Here is an 18,936-nt window from a genome sequence, read left to right as displayed (position 1 = left end):
AAGAAATGGGGTGAACATCATATGTTTAAAAAAATCATCAAAACGATTAAGTACCTCTCAAGCAGTTCTAGTGACCGATATCGCAGACACCGGCATTACAGCAGCAGCCGGCGCAGACATTATCGCAGCTACAGCAGCAGCCCGGGCAAAAGAAGATACTACGACCGTTATGGCGGCAGTCATCGTTACAAACGCCGGAGCTACAGCAGCAGTTAATCCAAAAAAGTTCTTGTTCCGCTTTTGGGACAAGGGTTTTTTTATGTGACCGATTGAATGGCCCGGTTTAGATCCTCGCGAATGGAAGCGGTGTGCTGATACTCTTCCTCGATGCCCAATAATCTTTTCAGCAGCAGGGTTACTTCCTTTGTCAGTGTTAATTCCTCCAGCCAAGTGCCGTTTTTCTTCTTTTTTCCTTTATATTGAGAGTACAGCAGGAATAACAGCGTTTCTCCGAGATCGAAGAAGTCATCCTGTTTTCGTACCTTTATTTCCTCCATTTCTTCAGGAGTCAATTGTTTGGCAAGGCCGAAATCGAGGAGGCAGAGCCTGCCGTCATTGATGATGATATTAGGCGTCCTGATGTCGCTGTGGAAGATAAGGCGATCATGCAGGTATTCTATAATCTCAAGCAGCTGCGAAATCAGTTGTAATGCCATAAGCTCTGTGAACGGCTGTTTTCGAAAAAATAATAATTCTTCTATATTCTCTCCCTCAATGAACTGCATGACATAATAAGCCTGTCCGTCTATGATGAACTCATCTATGAAGCCCGGAATTTGCGGGTGGTGAATGCTATTGAGCAGTTTTATTTCCTGTTGGAATCGGACTTTCTCTTTTTCCTTTTTCGCTTTTGTCGGCCGAAGCTGTTTTAAGACATAAGGTGTTTGAGTTAGGATATCGGTGCACAAATAAACCAAACCGTAGCCTCCCATACCGAGGCACTCTTCGATTTTGTATTGATGATTTAAGATAACGCCGTTCTTTAGAGGGCGGTCAAATAGCAGTTTTTTTAGAAGTTTTAATGCCATGTCTGCACTTCCCTTGGTTGTACTGACTATAGTTTACCTTCTAGACAGAGAATAAAAAAGAGCCGGATCACCGGCTCGGTATAAGTTAAAACTGCTTTGTCACGTCGTATTCATAATCTATTTTTGCTTTTACGTTGCTCATCGTCGATCTGGCTGTCGCTAATGTATTATATTTAAAACTCCATACCTTTGCCACACTGAGTTGATCTGACAAAGAGATATCATAAGACCCTGAAGTCGAGCTGTTTACAAGAGCACGGCGCCATTCGTTGTTTTCGCTCGTCATGATCAGGTGGCGTGTATTTCCCTGGCTTGGTGTTTGAGTGGCGGTTGTCTGAACTCTGGTTACAATGGCATCACGCGGTATCCCGGATTGGTTTGTTAAATCAACCTTGATCACGCTGGAATCAGAACCTGAGGGGCTAAGGCTTGTATTTCCTTTATTTTCAGCAGCGCCGCTGAATTGGAATGTTCCGCTGCCTGATTTGATTCGGTCTTCAATTGAAAGTGTAAAATACATGTTTCCGGTATAGGTGCCTCGTGACACTTTCACATAAAAGGTATCCGTCGTGTTTTGGGCGTCTGCATTTGCATAAATAAAAGAAGAAAACGTATTAGGGTTAATGACTTCTGTCCCTTGAGAAACAGGTATTCTATTCTTATCATAAATTTCAATTTTCATCCCTGTATACGCGCTCTGGTATGTACTCCTCACGTATACTTTTTCTCCCTTATTAGCTGTAAAAGTGAAATAGGCTTCATCTTGACCAGCTTCCAGTATTGTTGTATCGATATTTTTATATTTCCAATAACCGATCGGCATTGCGGTATCAAATGAATTGTTTCCTGTGATAGCAGTGACTCCGGCAGCTGATGCCGAATACGTAAAGGTGAATAAGACAGACAGCATAACAGCGAATGGAATAAGCCATTTTTTCACCATGCAAACAACCTCCTTTTATTTCCATCATACATAATAACGATTTAGGTGTAAATAAATGTTTTTTGAGGTTAATATATACATTATCTTTGCCGATAAAAAAGAATAAGAGAGAATACTCGGGAGGGAATTCAATGCGTCTGAATCGGCAATTTATCCGCACTCAGCTGATGGCACAGAACATATTGAGCAAGAATGCGCCTGCCAAACGGGAGAATGCGACTGAAAATCCAGCGGCAGTTCTGGAAAAGGCATACAGCAGGCTTAAGTCACAATCTTCAACTGGGGGAATCAATCAGTTCAATTATTCTAAAACCAGCGTGTCGGGAAACAGCGGGGCGTTCAGCAAAGTGTATCAATCAGCGAATGATCGAACAGTGACAGACACAGGGGAAGAAACAGTGATTCAATCCCAAAACCACTATGAATCTGAGAGTGATATCAGAATCAAAATACTAGATGAAAAATACAGCAGGATGAATGCGATTAATAAAACAAAGTCTGATCCATTAGGCTATATTAAGGATAAGTACCAAAATTCAAAGTCTCCTTATTTCAGAAGTGATCTGTCAGCTGCAGAAAGACAGGCCGCTTACGATAATGAAACAGAATGGTTATTCAAAGGGAAGGCGCAAAACTATAACCTTCAGGATGCTGTGTTTCGGAATGTCACATTTCATGGGGAAGTGGAAGCTGAGAATGAAAAGGTGTATCAGCGGGGACAGGTTAACCAGCAGCTGCAAGTACTGTTGAATCGAAACCATATTCATATTCCAGAGGGGACAGAGCTGACGTTTACAATCACACCGATTGACTATCAGGTGCGGGTAAGCGGGTCAGACGATCAGGATCTGATCAAGCAAATTGAGCAAGTGCTGCAATCTGGAGACAACAGCAAAGAACTATTTTTGCACATCATGAAAAGCCAAAGCAGTGATTCAGCACAATTTTCCGAAGAGGCCTATCAAAAGTATCAGGCTGCTCGTGAGATGTATGAAGTTACAGGCTACCATTTGAAGGATTTAGAAGTGATTGATGGGCGGTACGTCACGCCTGAGGGACGTGACTTAATGGATGTATATAAGGAAGAGCTTGAAAAAGATCCAGTGCAGAAACAAACGGCTTCTTATGCTATATCTTACTATCGTTCAGAGCTCAGTAAAATCGCGGAAGCCGGGTATAATGCCATTCCGGATTTCATCCTTTCAATTGATTACAGCAATGGATCTCTGAGAGATGTGGGACAAAGCAAGAGCTATGGGACCGGAGATACCGGGTGGCTTGAAGCATTAAAGCGTCAAACGGGTGTGAATTATTAGGTAAGCTGTTCATGTAGGACAGCTTATTTTTTATGAGAATCTAAGGGGTGAATTAATCCCAATATTCAAATAATTTTATTATTTTTATATAAAAGATTTTAAAAGAAGTGAACGATTCAAAACTCTGAACAAAGGTGTTTGCCTGAAAAAAACAATTGTATTTTCCAGAGAAATTTATTATGATGAAATAAGTAATTTAGGAGATTATATAACAATTTTAAGTTTGAATTTTCTGATTGTTATCACTGATTCATGTGAAGGCAAGCAGGTCTGCTGTTTTCTCATTTATGAGTATTTTGTTAGGAGGAGGAAGAGGAGTGGCAAATAAAGAATTAAAGAGGGGCCTGGGCGCGCGCCATATTCAGATGATCGCCTTGGGCGGTACAATCGGTGTTGGCTTGTTTATGGGTTCTGCCAGCACGATTTCATGGACTGGCCCATCTGTCCTTCTGGCTTATGCAATATGCGGAATTTTTATCTTTTTTATTATGCGTGCGATGGGTGAAATGCTGTATGTCGAGCCGAGCACAGGTTCTTTTGCGACGTTCGGCCATCAATATATTCATCCGATGGCAGGTTATATAACAGCATGGAGCAACTGGTTCCAGTGGATTATCGTCGGCATGTCAGAAATTATCGCTGTCGGTTCTTATATGAAGTATTGGTTCCCGGATTTGCCTGCTTGGATACCTGGTATCGTGGCAATGGTGATTCTTGGTGCGGCGAATTTAATTTCTGTTAAGTCGTTTGGCGAATTTGAGTTTTGGTTTGCGATGATTAAAATCGTGACGATTATCTTGATGATTATTGCGGGAATCGGAATTATTTTCTTCGGTTTTGGCAATGGCGGAGATGCGATCGGTTTGTCGAACCTGTGGTCACACGGGGGCTTCTTTGCAGGAGGTTTCTCAGGTTTCTTCTTTGCACTGTCTCTTGTCATTGCAGCCTATCAAGGAGTTGAGCTGATCGGGATTACAGCGGGTGAAGCGAAGGACCCGCAAAACACGCTAAGAAATGCGATTCAAAGTATTATCTGGCGTATTTTGATTTTCTACATTGGCGCTATTTTTGTGATCGTGACGGTGTATCCTTGGGATGAGCTCAACTCACTCGGAAGTCCGTTTGTGTCTACGTTCTCGAAAATCGGAATTACGGCAGCGGCCGGCATTATTAACTTTGTCGTAATTACTGCGGCAATGTCCGGCTGTAATAGCGGTATTTTCAGCGCGGGCCGCATGCTGTATACACTGGGTGTCAATGGACAAGCACCGAAATTCTTTAAGAAGATTTCACGCAATGGTGTGCCGCTGTATGGCACAATTGCGGTGCTGATCGGTTTGGCTGTCGGCGTTGTACTGAACTATATCGCGCCGCCGAAGATCTTTGTCTATGTATACAGCGCAAGCGTGCTCCCAGGGATGATTCCCTGGTTTATCATTTTGATCAGTCATATCGGATTCAGAAAAGCGAAGGGTGCTGCATTAGATAAACATCCATTCAAAATGCCGTTTGCTCCTTTTACAAACTATTTCACGATTGCTTTCTTGCTGATGGTTCTGGTTGGCATGTGGTTTAACGATGATACTCGTATCTCCCTGATTGTAGGCGTGATTTTCTTAGCGCTTGTGGTCATTAGTTATTATGTGTTTGGGATTGGCAAACGCACGCAGGCCAATTTGACAAAAAGCGAACAAGCAGCTGAATAACGATAAAAAAGAGACATTCACGGATGTCTCTTTTTTTATTTTTCGCGTATGGATTTTCCCTATTTTAGCAAGCTATAGGGTAAAGATAGCAGAAGGAAAGGTGTTCATAAAATGGATGTTACACTCGGTTATTTGCGCGAATCACTTTCGAATCATCTAGAAAATGAAGTCTGCCAGCGTATTTGCAAGAAGATGCTGGCGAAGCATTATGCAAATGAAGAGGAATTTGTAAAAGACTTAGATGATAATGAAATGTCTTTTTTGAACCATGTATTAGAAAAAGAAATTAAGTATGCCCAGAATGAACAGGATCAAAAACGGGCCAAGGAATTAAACGAGGTGTATGAATTACTGCTTTGAGAAAGGCGGGTAAGAAATGGGAGCAATTGAACGAAGCGGATATACATTTCAGCCGGAGTTTAGCGTTGTCCGTCAAAACGGAGCCATCCATGTGTACCATCAAGGAGAATTTGTGGAAGAAATCGAATTTGAATTTAACGGGGAATATCCCGATCATGATTTGATTGAAGAGCTTGTGAATCATTATTGTTTTGAGCATGAGATTTAGAGCCCTGCCGTGCAGGGCTCTTTTATTTAGGATGTGATCAGGCCATACTTTTTCAGGATATCTACGGTGATGTTTTTGGCTTTTGTGCCGGAATCATCGACATTGGTGACAAAGACATAAGAGCCATGCTCTGTTTTGATGAATCCGACAAACCATCCTAATCCCATATCAGTCAGGCGAGTTCCGGTTTTCCCGTAGAGCGTGTAATGATCGCCTTCCTCTTGAATCATCATGCGCTTGACGGTTTTCATCACCGGTTTGTCAAATGGAAGCTCCTCTTTAAATAGTTTCTCCAAAAAGGTTTCTTGTTCCAGCGGAGATATTGTGAGCGAGCTTTGCAGCCAAAACTGGTCGATTCCCCCGCTGATATCCTCGTTGCCGTAAGATAGTGTATGAAGCCATGATTTCATCCTTTCCTCGCCGATATCTCTCGCTAATGCCTGATAATACCAGATTGCGGATTCGCGCATGGCCGAGCCAAGCGTATGGTCGCGGTTCCATGATTCGAATTCACGCTTGACCCCGTCCCATCGTTTAACATCGTATTCATCTCTTACAGCTTTGACCTGCAAACCGATTAAAGCGTTCACGACTTTAAAGGTGGATTGCGGAGTTTGTCTTTGATTTGCCCGTTTTCTGTTATAGACAAATGTCTGCTCCTTTTGTAAATCGTGAAGAATGAAGGTTCCATCCGTATCCTTGAATTCATCATCGACATTCATTCTGCTGACATTCAAGTGTTTTTCATGAGCAGATGACGCTGCGTGGACGGAGAAGCCGCCGATCCCTGCAATACTCAGCACAAGCACAACATATATCCATTTTTTCATTTTGTTCTCCCCTTCGTTTTGATTAACTACCTTTTCTCTCTCTTTCGTTTGTTCTTCCTTTAAAAAATAATCAAAAGGCACTTAAATTTGGTTTTGTAAACAAATACTGTTACTGGGTTTATAGTCGGAAGATAACGTGAAAATAGAGGGTAAAAAGGAAGAAGGCAGGGTAAGCGGATGAATGAGCAGATTCCACATGACAAAAGTCTCGATAACAGTCTGACACTGCTGAAGGAAGGGTATTTATTTATTAAAAACAGAACAGAGCGCTACAATTCAGATCTGTTTCAGGCCCGTTTGTTGGGAAAAAACTTTATTTGCATGACTGGCGCTGAGGCGGCGAAGGTGTTTTATGATACGGATCGATTCCAGCGGCAGAACGCTTTGCCTAAGCGGGTGCAGAAATCGCTGTTTGGTGTTAATGCGATTCAGGGAATGGATGGCAGCGCGCATATCCATCGGAAGATGCTTTTTCTATCATTAATGACACCGCCGCATCAAAAACGTTTGGCTGAGTTGATGACAGAGGAGTGGAGAGCAGCAGTCACAAGATGGGAGAAAGCAGATGAGGTTGTGTTATTTGAAGAAGCAAAAGAAATCCTATGCCGGGTAGCGTGCTATTGGGCAGGTGTTCCGTTGAAGGAAACGGAAGTCAAAGAGAGAGCGGCTGACTTCATTGACATGGTCGACGCGTTCGGTGCTGTGGGACCGCGGCATTGGAAGGGAAGAAGAGCAAGGCCACGTGCGGAAGAGTGGATTGAAGTCATGATTGAAGATGCTCGTGCCGGCTTGCTGAAAACGACTCCCGGAACAGCGCTGCATGAAATGGCTTTTCACACACAAGAAGATGGAAGCCAGCTGGATTCCCGCATGGCAGCCATTGAGCTGATTAATGTATTGCGGCCTATTGTCGCCATTTCTTACTTTCTGGTGTTTTCAGCTTTGGCGCTTCATGAGCATCCGAAATATAAGGAATGGCTGCGGTCTGGAAACAGCCGGAAAAGAGAAATGTTTGTGCAGGAGGTCCGCAGATATTATCCGTTCGGCCCGTTTTTAGGGGCGCTTGTCAAAAAAGATTTTGTATGGAATAACTGTGAGTTTAAGAAGGGCACATCGGTGCTGCTTGATGTATATGGAACGAACCACGACCCTCGTCTATGGGATCATCCCGATGAATTCCGGCCTGAACGATTTGCGGAGCGGGAAGAAAATCCGTTTGATATGATTCCTCAAGGCGGGGGGCACGTCGAGAAAGGACACCGCTGTCCAGGGGAAGGCATTACAATTGAAGTCATGAAAGCGAGCCTGGATTTCCTCGTTCATCAGATTGAATACGATGTTCCGGAACAATCACTGCATTACAGTCTCGCCAGAATGCCGTCATTGCCTGAAAGCGGCTTTGTAATGAGCGGAATTAGACGAAAAAGTTAAATTAAAAAGCTCTCTTCCTTTATCGAAGAGAGCTTTTTGATTACTTCTTTTTTTCATCGTAGTATTGGACGGGATACATGGAGCCTTCTGAAACTATCTTGCGGGTCAGGGTGGCCGGCTTTATCAACTGGGAACGTTTCCATGTCTGGCTGTTTTGTTATTTTCATCTTCATGCTGTGAATGAATTCTCTTGCCTTTTGGCGATTTGACGGGTCTTTTAATAGATAAGAAGTGATGCCGACAGTTGAAACAGCGAGACCTGAAAGTAACAGCTTTTGTTTCATGGTGATACTCCTTTCTATTTTAAGAATAGTGTTTCCTGTATCATTCCCGTTTTGGAAATAGCTAAACCTATTGTGTTTTTATCATTTGGATTAACAGTAAATCCCATTTAAGAAGAAACTAGTGACTTCATTCCTGTATTGGAAGGTAATATACATTGACTTATTATAGTTTCAGTCAAAATTCGATAAATATTGACAAAGTAAAGTAATCAGAATAATAATATAATTAGCAAGAGAATGTCATCATACATGAAAGGTGTTTACGATATGAATCAATTGCATCGAAGAATGGGAACGTTTTCCCTCATGATGGTCGGGCTCGGGTCGATGATCGGTTCAGGCTGGCTGTTCGGGGCTTGGCGTGCTGCTCAAATAGCAGGACCAGCTGCTATTATTTCATGGGTTATTGGAATGGTCGTCATTTTATTTATTGCTCTTTCTTATAGTGAACTAGGTTCTATGTTCCCTGAAGCGGGGGGAATGGTAAAATATACGCAATATTCACACGGTTCGTTTATCGGTTTTATTGCGGGCTGGGCCAACTGGATTGCGATTGTGTCCGTCATTCCGGTTGAAGCGGTGGCCTCCGTTCAATATATGAGTTCTTGGCCATGGGAATGGGCGAAATGGACAAGCGGTTTGGTGAAGAATGGAACGCTGACTGGGGAAGGGCTAGCATTTGCCTCTGTATTACTTCTCATTTATTTTCTGCTGAACTATTGGACAGTCAATCTATTTTCGAAAGCGAATTCATTAATTACGATTTTTAAAATTATTATTCCGGGTCTTACGATTGGAGCTTTGCTGTTTGTCGGATTCCACGGAGAAAACTTTACTGGCGGTCAAAGCATTGCGCCGAATGGCTGGGCAAGTGTGCTGACGGCGGTTGCCACTTCCGGTATCGTTTTTGCGTTTAACGGTTTCCAAAGCCCGATTAATATGGCGGGTGAAGCAAAAAATCCGGGGAAATCAATTCCGATTGCGGTTGTTGGCTCTCTTTTCGTTGCGACAGTGATTTATGTCCTGCTGCAGATCGCCTTCATTGGAGCTGTGAATCCTTCTGATATTGCTCACGGCTGGAGCCATCTGAATTTTAATTCTCCTTTTGCTGATCTGGCGATTGCGCTGAATATTAACTGGCTAGTTATTGTGTTATATGCGGATGCATTTGTATCACCGTCTGGAACGGGGATTACGTATACGGCGACAACGTCCCGAATGATTTACGGAATGGAAAAAAACAAATACATGCCGAGTATATTCGGGAAGCTTCATCCGATTTACGGCGTTCCGCGACAAGCAATGTTCTTTAACTTGATTGTGTCGTTCATCTTTTTGTTCCTGTTCAGAGGGTGGGGCGTATTAGCGGAAATTATTTCTGTTGCTACGTTAATTTCTTATATCACCGGCCCGATCACAGTCATGACATTGAGACGGACGGGGAAAGACCTGTACAGGCCTCTTCGTTTAAAAGGTTTAAACGTGATTGCGCCGCTTGGATTTATCTTTGCGTCACTGGTGCTGTATTGGGCGCGCTGGCCGTTAACAGGGCAGGTTCTGTTTATTATCCTGATCGGTCTTCCCATTTATTTCTATTATCAGGCGAAGGCGAAATGGAAAGGGTTTGGCCGAAACTTCAAAGCCGGCGTTTGGATGATGTTTTATCTGCTGGCCATGATGGTCATTTCTTATTTGGGCAGTGATAAATTCGGCGGCCTGAATGTCATTCATTATGGCTGGGATATGGTTCTGATTGCGATGGTATCACTTGTATTCTATGTGTGGGCGCTGAAGAGCGGCTACCAGACAGAATACTTAAAGGATGCGAAAGAGATCAATTCTCAGCTGCTTAATGGACAGTCAGAAGCTGCTGCCGGAAAAGAATAAAATATGAAGAAAACCTTGCGATAGTTGTCGCAAGGTTTTTTGCTTTTAATAACCCTTTTTTACTTTGTGGAAAAGATCAGGATAGTTGGTGAACACTCCTGTTACGCCCCAATCAAGCAGGCGATGCATATCAGCTTCATTATTGACTGTGTAAGGATGAAGCAGGAGGCCGTGGCTGCGGATCATACGGACGTTTTCTTGATTTAAAGCTTTATAATCCGGGCCCGCACCGACAGCGTATGTTTTGATTTCTTCCAGGGCAGCATCTGTCATTGACGCCATTTGTTTGGCTTCCAGCAATTGAACGGTCGGCAGGTTTGGCTGTAATTGATGGACTTTTACCAGGCTTTCTTTGCTGAACGATTGAATGATCACCTGGCCTGGCTTAGAATGCTTCCCCAGTAATTTATGTTTCTGCAAAGAAGCGATCAGTTTTTCTTCCATACCTGGGTAGGTGTCAGGCGATTTTGTTTCAATGTAGTAGTTCGCGTGCTTTCCGAAACGGTCTAATACCTCTTCTAATGTAGGAACTTTAAGGCCGACGTACTGCGGCTTTGCTTTTTCCGGATAGGCTTCATTAAACCAAGAACCGGCGTCAAGCTTCTTAATGTCTGCGAGCGTATGGTCTTTCACCCAACCCATTCCGTTTGTGGTGCGGTCCAGTTTTTCGTCATGCATGACAATCAATTTTCCGTCTTTTGTCATTTGCAGATCCAATTCAATATAATCAGCTTTCATTTTCTGAGCGGTTTCGTAAGACAGAATCGTGTGCTCAGGCACATATCCAGAAGCCCCTCTGTGCGCGACGGTCAGGATACGGTCAGGTGACAGCAGGTTTCCTTTTGACGCTGCCGACACTGGCGTTACCATAAATGAGAGTAAGCCCAGCGACAGAACAAACAAGGCCAGTATTCTATTTTTTCTCATGATTTCTCCTCCTTATAGATAAGCACTACCTGTCTTTCATATTAAAAAACGGATGTAAACGGCGTGTTGGAAAACTATTAATCTTTTATGTGTCTTTCTTAAACATGCTCTGCCCGTTTTCCTGTATTCCATGTCAAAGCCAAGAAGACGATGGCAAGAATGCAGGAAGAGATCAGCATGATAAAGCCGCCGTTCCAATTAAAGCGGTCAACGACAAAGCCCATAATGGCGTTTGCGAAGGCGGATCCGCCGATGTATCCGAAAAATCCGGTCAAACCGGCTGCAGTTCCGGCTGCTTTTTTCGGTGCTAGATCGATCGCTTGCAGGCCGATCAGCATAACAGGTCCGTAGATTAAGAAACCAATGCTGATTAAGGCGATATTGTCTACGAGCGGATTGCCGGCCGGATTCAGCCAGTACACCAATACGGCAATGAAAACACCCGCCATAAACAAAACGCCTGCCGGTGCCCGGCGGCTTTTGAAGAATCGGTCACTGATCCAGCCGCACAAGATTGTTCCCGGTATGCCTGCGTATTCGTAAAGAAAATACGACCAGCGCGAGTCTTCAGGAGAAAAGCCTTTGGCTTCTGTTAAGTAAGTAGGCGCCCAGTCAACCACGCCGTATCGCACGAAATAAACAAATACATTGGCAAAAGCGATGTACCAAAGAAATTTGTTGTTCAGCACATATTGAAAAAGAATTTCTTTTGTTGTTAATTCTTTTTCCTGATTTTTAAAAGCGTGTTTTGGATAGTCATTCCGATACTCTTCAATTGGCGGGAGTCCGCAGGATTGAGGCGTATCACGAACCAATAAAACAATTAAAAATGAAATGATAATGGCGATGATGGCAGGGAAGAAAAACACGCTTTTCCAAGTGACGAACATCGCGATCCCAAGAGTGACAAGCGGAGCAAGAATACCGCCGCCTATGTTATGGGCGACATTCCAGATCGACATTTTTGTGCCGCGTTCACTTATGGAGAACCAATGGGCCATTGTCCTGCCGCATGGCGGCCAGCCCATTCCTTGAAACCATCCGTTGATAAACATAAAAATAAACATGATGGTGACGCTCGAAGTCACCCAAGGCATTGAAACGAATAGAATATTAACGATTGCTGATAAAAATAGGCCTGTCGCCAGAAAATATCTCGGATTACAGCGGTCAGACACCATCCCCATGATGAATTTGCTGAAGCCGTACGCAATGGACACAGCGGCCAGCACCAAACCCAGTTCTGTTTTCGAAAATCCCTGTTCCTGCAGATAAGGAATGGCAAAGGCAAAGTTTTTCCGTAGCAGGTAGTAGCCTGCGTAGCCAATGAAAATACCAATGAATACTTGCAGTCTGAGCCGTTTGTATGCCGCATCCATCTTTGAATCATCCAGTCTCTCAATATGAGGAGCCGGTTTAAATATATTAAGCATTAATAATTATCCCCCTTTGCTGTTTGTGCTGGATGTGTGGCGTGCCTCCTTTCCCAAAAAATAAATAGAGCCAGAAAACACCCCTTGTCAAAAGGGGTTGGATTCCTGGCTCTCCTCATCTCCATCCAAGCTATTAACTTATCATGATAGCGCTTTCTTAAATTATCATAGTCCGGAGCGAATGTAAACGGGTAATTTTCAAATTGGGCCTTAGGGAAGTAAATATTATCCTTTTACTAAATGCAATTATATTTTTTTACTAGTAACATAAAAATCTGGAGGGAGGCTGTTTAAAGGTGGATGAATTAGATATCGCATTCTTTATTTTACCGTTAGGAATTATGCTGCTATCGATTGTCGGGACCTGTATTTGTAAAAACCCGTATCTGATGCCAATGCTTAGTTTGGTGATTTCTCTTGTGCTCACCTTTACCATTTTTAATCAATCATTTTTGGGATGGGCTGTTGTCTATAGCTTGGTTTCTCTGGCTTTATCCTATATCACATTGATTGTGGTAAGGAAAAGGAAGGAATCAGGAAATTAAAAAGACCTCACTTTCTAACATATCGTTGACTAAAGCAACTATATGTGATTATAATTGCTTTAGTCAACGATATTAGAAAGTGGGGATTGATTTGAAAACAAGAGAATCATCTGTCGGATTAAAATTCAGAAAGTTCAATCGATTTTATACAAACGTCCTTGGTTTCCTTAATGAGCACATTTACGACAGCCCGTTTTCCTTAACAGAAACACGGATTTTATTTGAGATTTATAATACGCCTAATTGTACGGCAAAAGCTCTTCAGGATAAGCTGGGGCTTGACCGGGGATATGTCAGCAGGATTGTGAAGCAGTTTGAAATAGAAGATTTGATCTATAAACAGAGGAGCAAAGATGACGCTCGCCACCATTACATTTTTGTCACAGAAACAGGAAAAACGATTTATAAAAAGCTGGAGGAGAAAGCCAACGAACAAGTAGAACTGATGCTGAAGGAAATCAACCAAAAGGAGCAGCAGAAGCTTTCCGAGGCGATGGCAGAGATTGAAGAGATCCTTTCACAGTCGCTTTCTGCCAGAACATCAGAGATATCGATTAGAGATTATTTTCTTTCGGAGGATATTCAACTCCTTATTGAGAAACAAAGACAATTTTACGCGGAGGCTCACGGTTGGGATGACACGTTTTTAGCTTATCTTCAGGAGACATTTGACGCTGACATCGAAAAAATATGGATTGCGGAAAGCGGCGGGAAATTTGCCGGCTCTGTCGGGTTGGTCAAGCACGATGAAAAGACAGTCCAGCTCAGATGGTTTCTGGTTGATGCGGATTTTCGGGGCAGGGGGCTTGGCACGCAATTGCTGGAGCATCTGGTTGCATACTGCCAAGACATGAAGTTTGACCGCATTTTCCTTTGGACGGTGAGCACGATGGCTGAGGCTCGTCCGCTCTATAAAAAATTTGGATTCAGGATAAGTGAAGTAAAACAAGAAGCGCCATTATGGGGACAGCAGCTGACAGAAGAACGGTGGGATTTGGAGCTGTCATGAAAAGACTGCATTATGCGTGGATCATCGTCTCCGTCACCTTTTTGATCTTATTGGCGGTTCAGGGGGTGCGGCTGTCGTTTGGTGCGTTTGTGGAGCCGTGGGAACGGCAGTTTTCAATCGATAGAAGCACCATCTCGCTGATTTCGACGGTGAGTTTTATTGTTTATGGCATATCACAGCCTGTGATCGGTCGGCTTGTGGACAAATGGGGTGCCCGGGCTGTTTTGGCATGGAGTGCGTTACTGACAGGAGTCAGCATTTTCTTAACATACCTTGTGACTTCGCCTTGGCAGCTGTTTTTGCTTTATGGGCTGGGTGTCTCGCTTGGAGTGGGAGGAGCGTCGAATGTGGCGGCAAGTGTATTGGTCGTCAATTGGTTCAGCAAAAAGCGGGGACTAGCCTTTGGGACCATGGAAGCAGGCTTTGGCGCGGGGCAAATGCTTCTCGTTCCCGGCTCACTCATGTTGATCCATTGGTTTAGCTGGAAGCTGACGGTTGTGGTGTTGGGACTGCTGTTAATCTTGATTGTCTTTCCGGCTGCGCTGCTGATGCTGCGGAACAATCCTTCAGAAAAGAATACAGAGCCGATAGGCGGACTGGCTGCATCAGAAAAAGAAACAGCACCCAAAACAACAGCTCTTTCAGTGGCCGGGATGTTTCGGATGAGGCAATTCTGGTTCTTGATTTTTCCGTTTTTGATCTGTGGATTTACGACCGTGGGGTTGATGGATACCCATTTGATTCCGTTTTCTCATGATCATGGCTTTTCAACGACAGTCACGAGTGCTGCTGTCAGTCTGCTGGCAGGCTTAATATTGCTGGCATCTTGCTGTCCGGAATTGTAGCGGACCGGTGGAGCAGCCGGAAAATCCTGTGCTTTTTATATGCGGTGCGGGCGCTGTCGATCGTGATTCTTATTTACAGCCACGAGCCCTACTTGCTTTTAGCCTTTGCGATTCTGTTTGGATTAGTGGACTTTGCAACGGTAGCACCGACTCAAATGCTCGCCACCCAGTACTTTCAAAACTACTCGATCGGCCTCATGATTGGCTGGCTGTCACTCGCCCATCAGATCGGATCGGCACTAGGTGCGTATGTGCCCGGCGTCATCTATACGGTAACGGGTGAGTATACACTGGCTTTTTATTTGTCGATTGGAATGCTCGTGCTTGCGAGCGTAATGAATGTGATGCTGAGGGAGCCAGCTGCGGTCACGCGTGACAGTGCGGCTGTGGTAGACAAGTGATGAGGACAAAGGGAAAGCATCTCTGATTTCGAGATTATTCAGAGATGCTTTTTTTGTATTTTTGTTCTAATACGAAGTTGATCATACCGACTATGCGGGCGTTTTCGGATTTTTGTTTGAAGCGTTCAGAAATTTGAAATTTCTTGAAAATGGGGAAACGATAAAAACCCAAAAAAAGGCCGATCAAGGCAAAAAACATTTGTACAGCTAATTCTATTAATTCATTAAAACGAGTGCCGAAAAAATAGAAGTATAACGTTGTTAATGTCACAGTACATACGATTTTGGCAAGTGTGTTTGAATGTAAGCTGTGGTTCACTAAAGAATACCTTTAATTGATTCAGCATGATTAAATCATATTTGTTTAGGAAAATAAGAAGTTCTTTATCATCTTTTTTATGTTCTAAAATAAAGTTGCTGTTTCTGTTTCTTTATATGTATGGTGGTCCACATTCAATATATACATCTCTTAAAGTATAAAAATTGAGTATTTCTTAGTAAGGATGAAACAAAACTACATGATTTTTTTGTTATATCTTTCAGTTAGAATAAAATCTATAACTCCTCTCATTCGCAAATATTCGGCTCTCTGTGCAAAGTGCAGAACAGTATGTAATTGTCCTTTTCTAGATATATTTAAAAGCTTTATCAAATCAATAAGGATTTTCAAGAAAATAATTAATAATAGAAAGATAAAAATGTGTGGTATGTCAATGTAATTGATTTGTCCTGAAAATAAAGAAGTTGCATAGACAACAATAATACTTCCGCAAAACATCAAACTCATATAATGTGGAAGGGAAAATGGACGAGTTGAAAAATATGCTTTTAATTGGCTTAGCATAGCATTATCTCTTGTATCTAAGTAGCCCAAAAGCTCTTTATCATTTTTACTAATTGTAAGAACATGATTCAATACAGCACTAAAATTCATTGAATCTTCATTATCAGAGGCAGTATGTTTATTAGCCTGTATGTTTTGTTGATCCATTTTATATTTTTTATAAAGTATTGTATTAATTAACTTGTTTTTCTCATAGAATTCAGATCGTTGATTAAGGGATGCTTTTCCTTTGTTTTTATTTCCTTTTTTTATGATTTTAGTATAAGTCATAAAAATACAAATGACTGTAAAAATAGAAAACACTGCAGGTGAAATATCTGAAAGAATAGTATTGGTGAAGACTTCTTTTGCTTGGATGAAAAGGAAAGAAGCTAAAGTCATAGATATAAACATGCATAAAACTGCTACTTTCACAAGAAACTGAAGCGGAAGAGAAGGTTCCGAATAATAGTGCTTCAACTGGTTGAGTGTCAGAGAATCTTGGCGAAAAAGATAATCTATTATCTCCTGCTGATTTTGCATCTGATTGATATCATGAGCGATGTTTTTTGTTTTTTCAAAAACTATTTGATCATTTTTCATTTTTGATAAACCTCCAAAAGACGATAGATAAACTAAAAAAACTGCATGAGCATATTTTAACTTATGTTCATGCAGTTTTGTATTAAAGTTAGCTAGTATAATAAGCAAAAATGGCCAGTAACATAGCAGATAATGCGGTAGCGACTTTGACTCCTTTATTGTTCGTTAAATCACTGCCCATATTCCCAATTAGTAAAAGTGCAGCAACACCTACAACAGGGAATAAATATTGATCATAAGACGGCCAATCTAACGCTAATTCACTCTCGGGAGACGTAACTGGTACTCCCTTGTACGTCTTTATTTTAAACGTAATCGTAGTCGTTAGTCCAGTTGTGACATTGTCACCGACTGGAATATCAGGTGTATAGATTTTAATTTGAATGTTTAAAGATTCAGCTGTTGGATTTACATAAACCTCCAAATAACCGTTGCGTACTGATAAGCTCAGACTATTTAAAAGGTTTTGATAAGAGTCGATTTGTGACGCAGTGAGAGACGTTTGAGTGTCGCCCAATAAACCCGTGATATAGGCACCTGGTTTACCATTTGTAATGGTAATTGTGTTTGGTGAACCTTCACTTGGTATGGTTGCCAGAAGTGAAGTTGATAGAATAATATCCAACTCAGGTGATGTGAAAATGGTTTCTGTCGTATCAAATTCAAACATCGCGTTTGCCAAACTTGTTAGATTTTCTAAAGCCGGAATGGTAGATAAAATGTCTGTCAGTGTACGCAGCCTTGCATCATATACCGGATCAGACGGCGGATTTACATTGCTTGCACCTGAGTCTCTTCCTGAAAATCCGTCTTTATCAATCCCGATGCTTCCAGAGCCGCTTCCGATGGTTCCTTCATAAAATTGATCAAAGGCCCAATTGTTTGGCATCGGATAGCCGAGATTGCCGCTAAATCCTGTTGACATATTTGCCACAAAACTATACTTTGTCATTCCTGCTTCTGATGTACGGATACAAATGTTTCTTGGTCCGTAAACCCCTATTTCATACTTAGGTGCGGTTGAAAATGTCTGCATTTTTGTAAATGCTGACTTAATCTCTTGGAAATAAGGAATGATTTTATCGGTCACTTCATAATCGTATGCATCAAAATCGACAGCGAAATAAATGGTCGTGCCTGACGGAAAACCTAATCTTCTAGCAGCAGAAGCGGCACTATATGCATCTCTTGTGCCTTGGTCTTTGACAAAATAAGAAGATTCATAGCCGCCGTCTTGATAAATTGGGAAAACCTTCAATCCGGCATCAAGAATAACTGCAAGCTCTTTAGATGTCAGGGCTTTTGATGTGAGGCCGCTGCTTGTCCGCACATTTCCGGTCAAATATCTGCCAACCGTTTTATAACCGTTATTCCGCAGTGTTTGAGCTTTTTCTGCGGTTATAATTGTAGCAGTGTCACAAGCAGAAGCGGCGCGAGTTGTGTCTCCTGAGCTTGATAATAAAGCTTTAATGGTTGGCATATCTGCATAACCTGTTTGCGGCAGGCGCATGAACTCTTGAAATGCTTTAACAGCTGAAACAACACCCACACCATATTTGCCGTCAAACTCACCAGGATCGAACGATTTTCCGTTACAATAGAGGGCGTACTGAACAATTAAGACAAATCCTGTTCTTGAATCGCCGGGAGTTAAAGTAGGGCATAAACTTGTGGTGCCGTTTCCGAAAAATCCATTGGCAACACTTGTGCTCATGCCTTCTTCTTTTTGCAGGGCATAAATAAGAGCTTTATTTGTATCGCGGCCATACAGTCCGTCACAAGGCATTAACCCGATATAGTCATTGTAGTCTCGATTTAAGTTTTGTTGAATCTGGCGAATTCTTGAATCACCCCCAGACACCAGCTTAAAAGCGCTCATGTCTAATAAGGCTTTCATAATTAACGTGGTGACAATCCCATCCTGTGTTGTCAGTCCGGCAGCTTTTTGAAATTCTTTTACCGCATTTTCTGTTTTTTCGTAAAAGACGCCTGTAAAACCGCCGGGATTAAAGCCTTTACACCATAAAGCCCCTTGTAAAATAAAATTCATGTTGCTTGGTTTTGAATCTGGAGCTTGGCGTTTAAGAGGCTTAAATAAGCGCTGTGTTGTCGGCCCGAAGTTATCGGCTGGCTCTGAGATACCCAATTCAATTTGAAGCGCCCGAGTCAGACCGTAGATTGTATCCCACCCAGTTTTCCCGCTTTCTTCAACTGGGTTATACCCATGTTTGCCGCTGTACGTATCGTTTAGCCATTGCTGTGTGATTAAGACCATTTCATCAACCATTTCGATTCCTCCTTTGTTAGATTGCGTTCATTTATAGGTGGCAAACGTAGGACAAAATAAAAAATGGATG

The 18,936-nt window shown here is 42.4% G+C and carries 15 protein-coding genes and 3 pseudogenes; 10 read left to right on the top strand and 8 right to left on the bottom strand.

From position 1 onward, the window contains the following. Window positions 1-10: 10 nt before the first annotated feature. A pseudogene (locus tag PUN35_RS13670) lies at window positions 11-273 on the top strand (hypothetical protein). Here PUN35_RS13670 and PUN35_RS13665 read toward each other — a convergent pair. Then, window positions 258-1,028, bottom strand: a complete 771-nt coding sequence (locus tag PUN35_RS13665; RefSeq protein ID WP_014478663.1) for a serine/threonine protein kinase — start codon at window positions 1,026-1,028, stop codon at window positions 258-260. The pseudogene PUN35_RS13670 and the gene PUN35_RS13665 overlap by 16 nt on opposite strands. A gap of 85 nt (window positions 1,029-1,113) precedes the next feature. Further along, window positions 1,114-1,971: a hypothetical protein gene (locus tag PUN35_RS13660; RefSeq protein WP_014478664.1), complete on the bottom strand. Its 858-nt coding sequence runs from the start codon at window positions 1,969-1,971 to the stop codon at window positions 1,114-1,116. 131 nt (window positions 1,972-2,102) lie between these two features. Here PUN35_RS13660 and PUN35_RS13655 point away from each other — a divergent pair, with 131 nt between their 5' ends. The 4 genes from PUN35_RS13655 (at window position 2,103) to PUN35_RS13640 (ending at window position 5,561) form a co-directional block, all read left to right on the top strand. Further along, a complete protein-coding gene (locus tag PUN35_RS13655) occupies window positions 2,103-3,287 on the top strand; it encodes a DUF4885 domain-containing protein (protein ID WP_014478665.1) in 1,185 nt (394 codons plus the stop codon). Window positions 3,288-3,604: 317 nt separating this feature from the next. Then, window positions 3,605-4,993 carry an amino acid permease gene (locus tag PUN35_RS13650; protein WP_014478666.1) on the top strand — a complete coding sequence of 463 codons (1,389 nt, stop codon included), beginning with the start codon at window positions 3,605-3,607 and terminating at the stop codon, window positions 4,991-4,993. A 111-nt stretch (window positions 4,994-5,104) separates the two neighbouring features. After that, window positions 5,105-5,353 carry a sigma-G-dependent sporulation-specific acid-soluble spore protein CsgA gene (gene csgA, locus PUN35_RS13645; RefSeq protein ID WP_014478667.1) on the top strand — a complete coding sequence of 83 codons (249 nt, stop codon included), beginning with the start codon at window positions 5,105-5,107 and terminating at the stop codon, window positions 5,351-5,353. A 16-nt stretch (window positions 5,354-5,369) separates the two neighbouring features. After that, window positions 5,370-5,561 (top strand): DUF5370 family protein, encoded by a 192-nt coding sequence (locus PUN35_RS13640; RefSeq protein WP_003234886.1) that lies wholly within the window; start codon window positions 5,370-5,372, stop codon window positions 5,559-5,561. Window positions 5,562-5,587: 26 nt separating this feature from the next. Here PUN35_RS13640 and blaOXA read toward each other — a convergent pair whose 3' ends face one another. Beyond that, the gene (gene blaOXA / locus PUN35_RS13635) at window positions 5,588-6,391 is read right to left on the bottom strand and encodes a class D beta-lactamase (protein WP_033881261.1); all 804 of its coding nucleotides are present in this window, start codon (window positions 6,389-6,391) and stop codon (window positions 5,588-5,590) included. Window positions 6,392-6,568: 177 nt separating this feature from the next. Between blaOXA and cypC the strand changes: the two genes are divergently transcribed. Next, entirely contained in the window at window positions 6,569-7,822 is a 1,254-nt protein-coding gene (gene cypC, locus PUN35_RS13630) for a CYP152 family fatty-acid peroxygenase CypC (RefSeq protein ID WP_014478669.1), read from the top strand. Between the two features lie 40 nt (window positions 7,823-7,862). Here cypC and PUN35_RS13625 read toward each other — a convergent pair. Continuing rightward, window positions 7,863-8,106, bottom strand: a pseudogene (locus PUN35_RS13625) (hypothetical protein). 267 nt (window positions 8,107-8,373) lie between these two features. Between PUN35_RS13625 and PUN35_RS13620 the strand changes: the two are divergent. Continuing rightward, window positions 8,374-9,993: a glutamate/serine transporter AimA gene (locus tag PUN35_RS13620; protein ID WP_033881267.1), complete on the top strand. Its 1,620-nt coding sequence runs from the start codon at window positions 8,374-8,376 to the stop codon at window positions 9,991-9,993. A gap of 45 nt (window positions 9,994-10,038) precedes the next feature. Here PUN35_RS13620 and PUN35_RS13615 read toward each other — a convergent pair whose 3' ends face one another. Together PUN35_RS13615 and glpT are read right to left on the bottom strand one after the other, a co-directional pair. Then, a complete protein-coding gene (locus PUN35_RS13615; protein WP_014478672.1) occupies window positions 10,039-10,920 on the bottom strand; it encodes a glycerophosphodiester phosphodiesterase in 882 nt (293 codons plus the stop codon). 98 nt (window positions 10,921-11,018) lie between these two features. Beyond that, window positions 11,019-12,353: a glycerol-3-phosphate transporter gene (glpT, locus tag PUN35_RS13610; RefSeq protein ID WP_003246460.1), complete on the bottom strand. Its 1,335-nt coding sequence runs from the start codon at window positions 12,351-12,353 to the stop codon at window positions 11,019-11,021. Window positions 12,354-12,649: 296 nt separating this feature from the next. Here glpT and PUN35_RS13605 point away from each other — a divergent pair, with 296 nt between their 5' ends. The 3 genes and pseudogenes from PUN35_RS13605 (at window position 12,650) to PUN35_RS13595 (ending at window position 15,153) form a co-directional block, all read left to right on the top strand. After that, a complete protein-coding gene (locus tag PUN35_RS13605; protein ID WP_003234879.1) occupies window positions 12,650-12,898 on the top strand; it encodes a YbeF family protein in 249 nt (82 codons plus the stop codon). 91 nt (window positions 12,899-12,989) lie between these two features. Next, window positions 12,990-13,907 (top strand): bifunctional helix-turn-helix transcriptional regulator/GNAT family N-acetyltransferase, encoded by a 918-nt coding sequence (locus PUN35_RS13600; protein WP_033881262.1) that lies wholly within the window; start codon window positions 12,990-12,992, stop codon window positions 13,905-13,907. After that, window positions 13,904-15,153: pseudogene (locus PUN35_RS13595) on the top strand (MFS transporter). The gene PUN35_RS13600 and the pseudogene PUN35_RS13595 overlap by 4 nt, the downstream one beginning before the upstream one ends. 514 nt (window positions 15,154-15,667) lie before the next feature. On the opposite strand, the gene PUN35_RS13590 reads toward PUN35_RS13595, so the two are convergent. Next, window positions 15,668-16,579 (bottom strand): hypothetical protein, encoded by a 912-nt coding sequence (locus tag PUN35_RS13590; RefSeq protein ID WP_003246251.1) that lies wholly within the window; start codon window positions 16,577-16,579, stop codon window positions 15,668-15,670. An 88-nt stretch (window positions 16,580-16,667) separates the two neighbouring features. Further along, window positions 16,668-18,866 (bottom strand): glycoside hydrolase domain-containing protein, encoded by a 2,199-nt coding sequence (locus PUN35_RS13585; protein ID WP_014478678.1) that lies wholly within the window; start codon window positions 18,864-18,866, stop codon window positions 16,668-16,670. Window positions 18,867-18,936: the final 70 nt, after the last annotated feature.

Source organism: Bacillus sp. N3378-2at (genome assembly GCF_033412715.1).
Taxonomy (GTDB): Bacteria; Bacillota; Bacilli; order Bacillales; family Bacillaceae; genus Bacillus; species Bacillus subtilis.
Note: the sequence above shows the minus strand (reverse complement) of the source record. Positions and strands in the feature narration are given on the sequence as shown.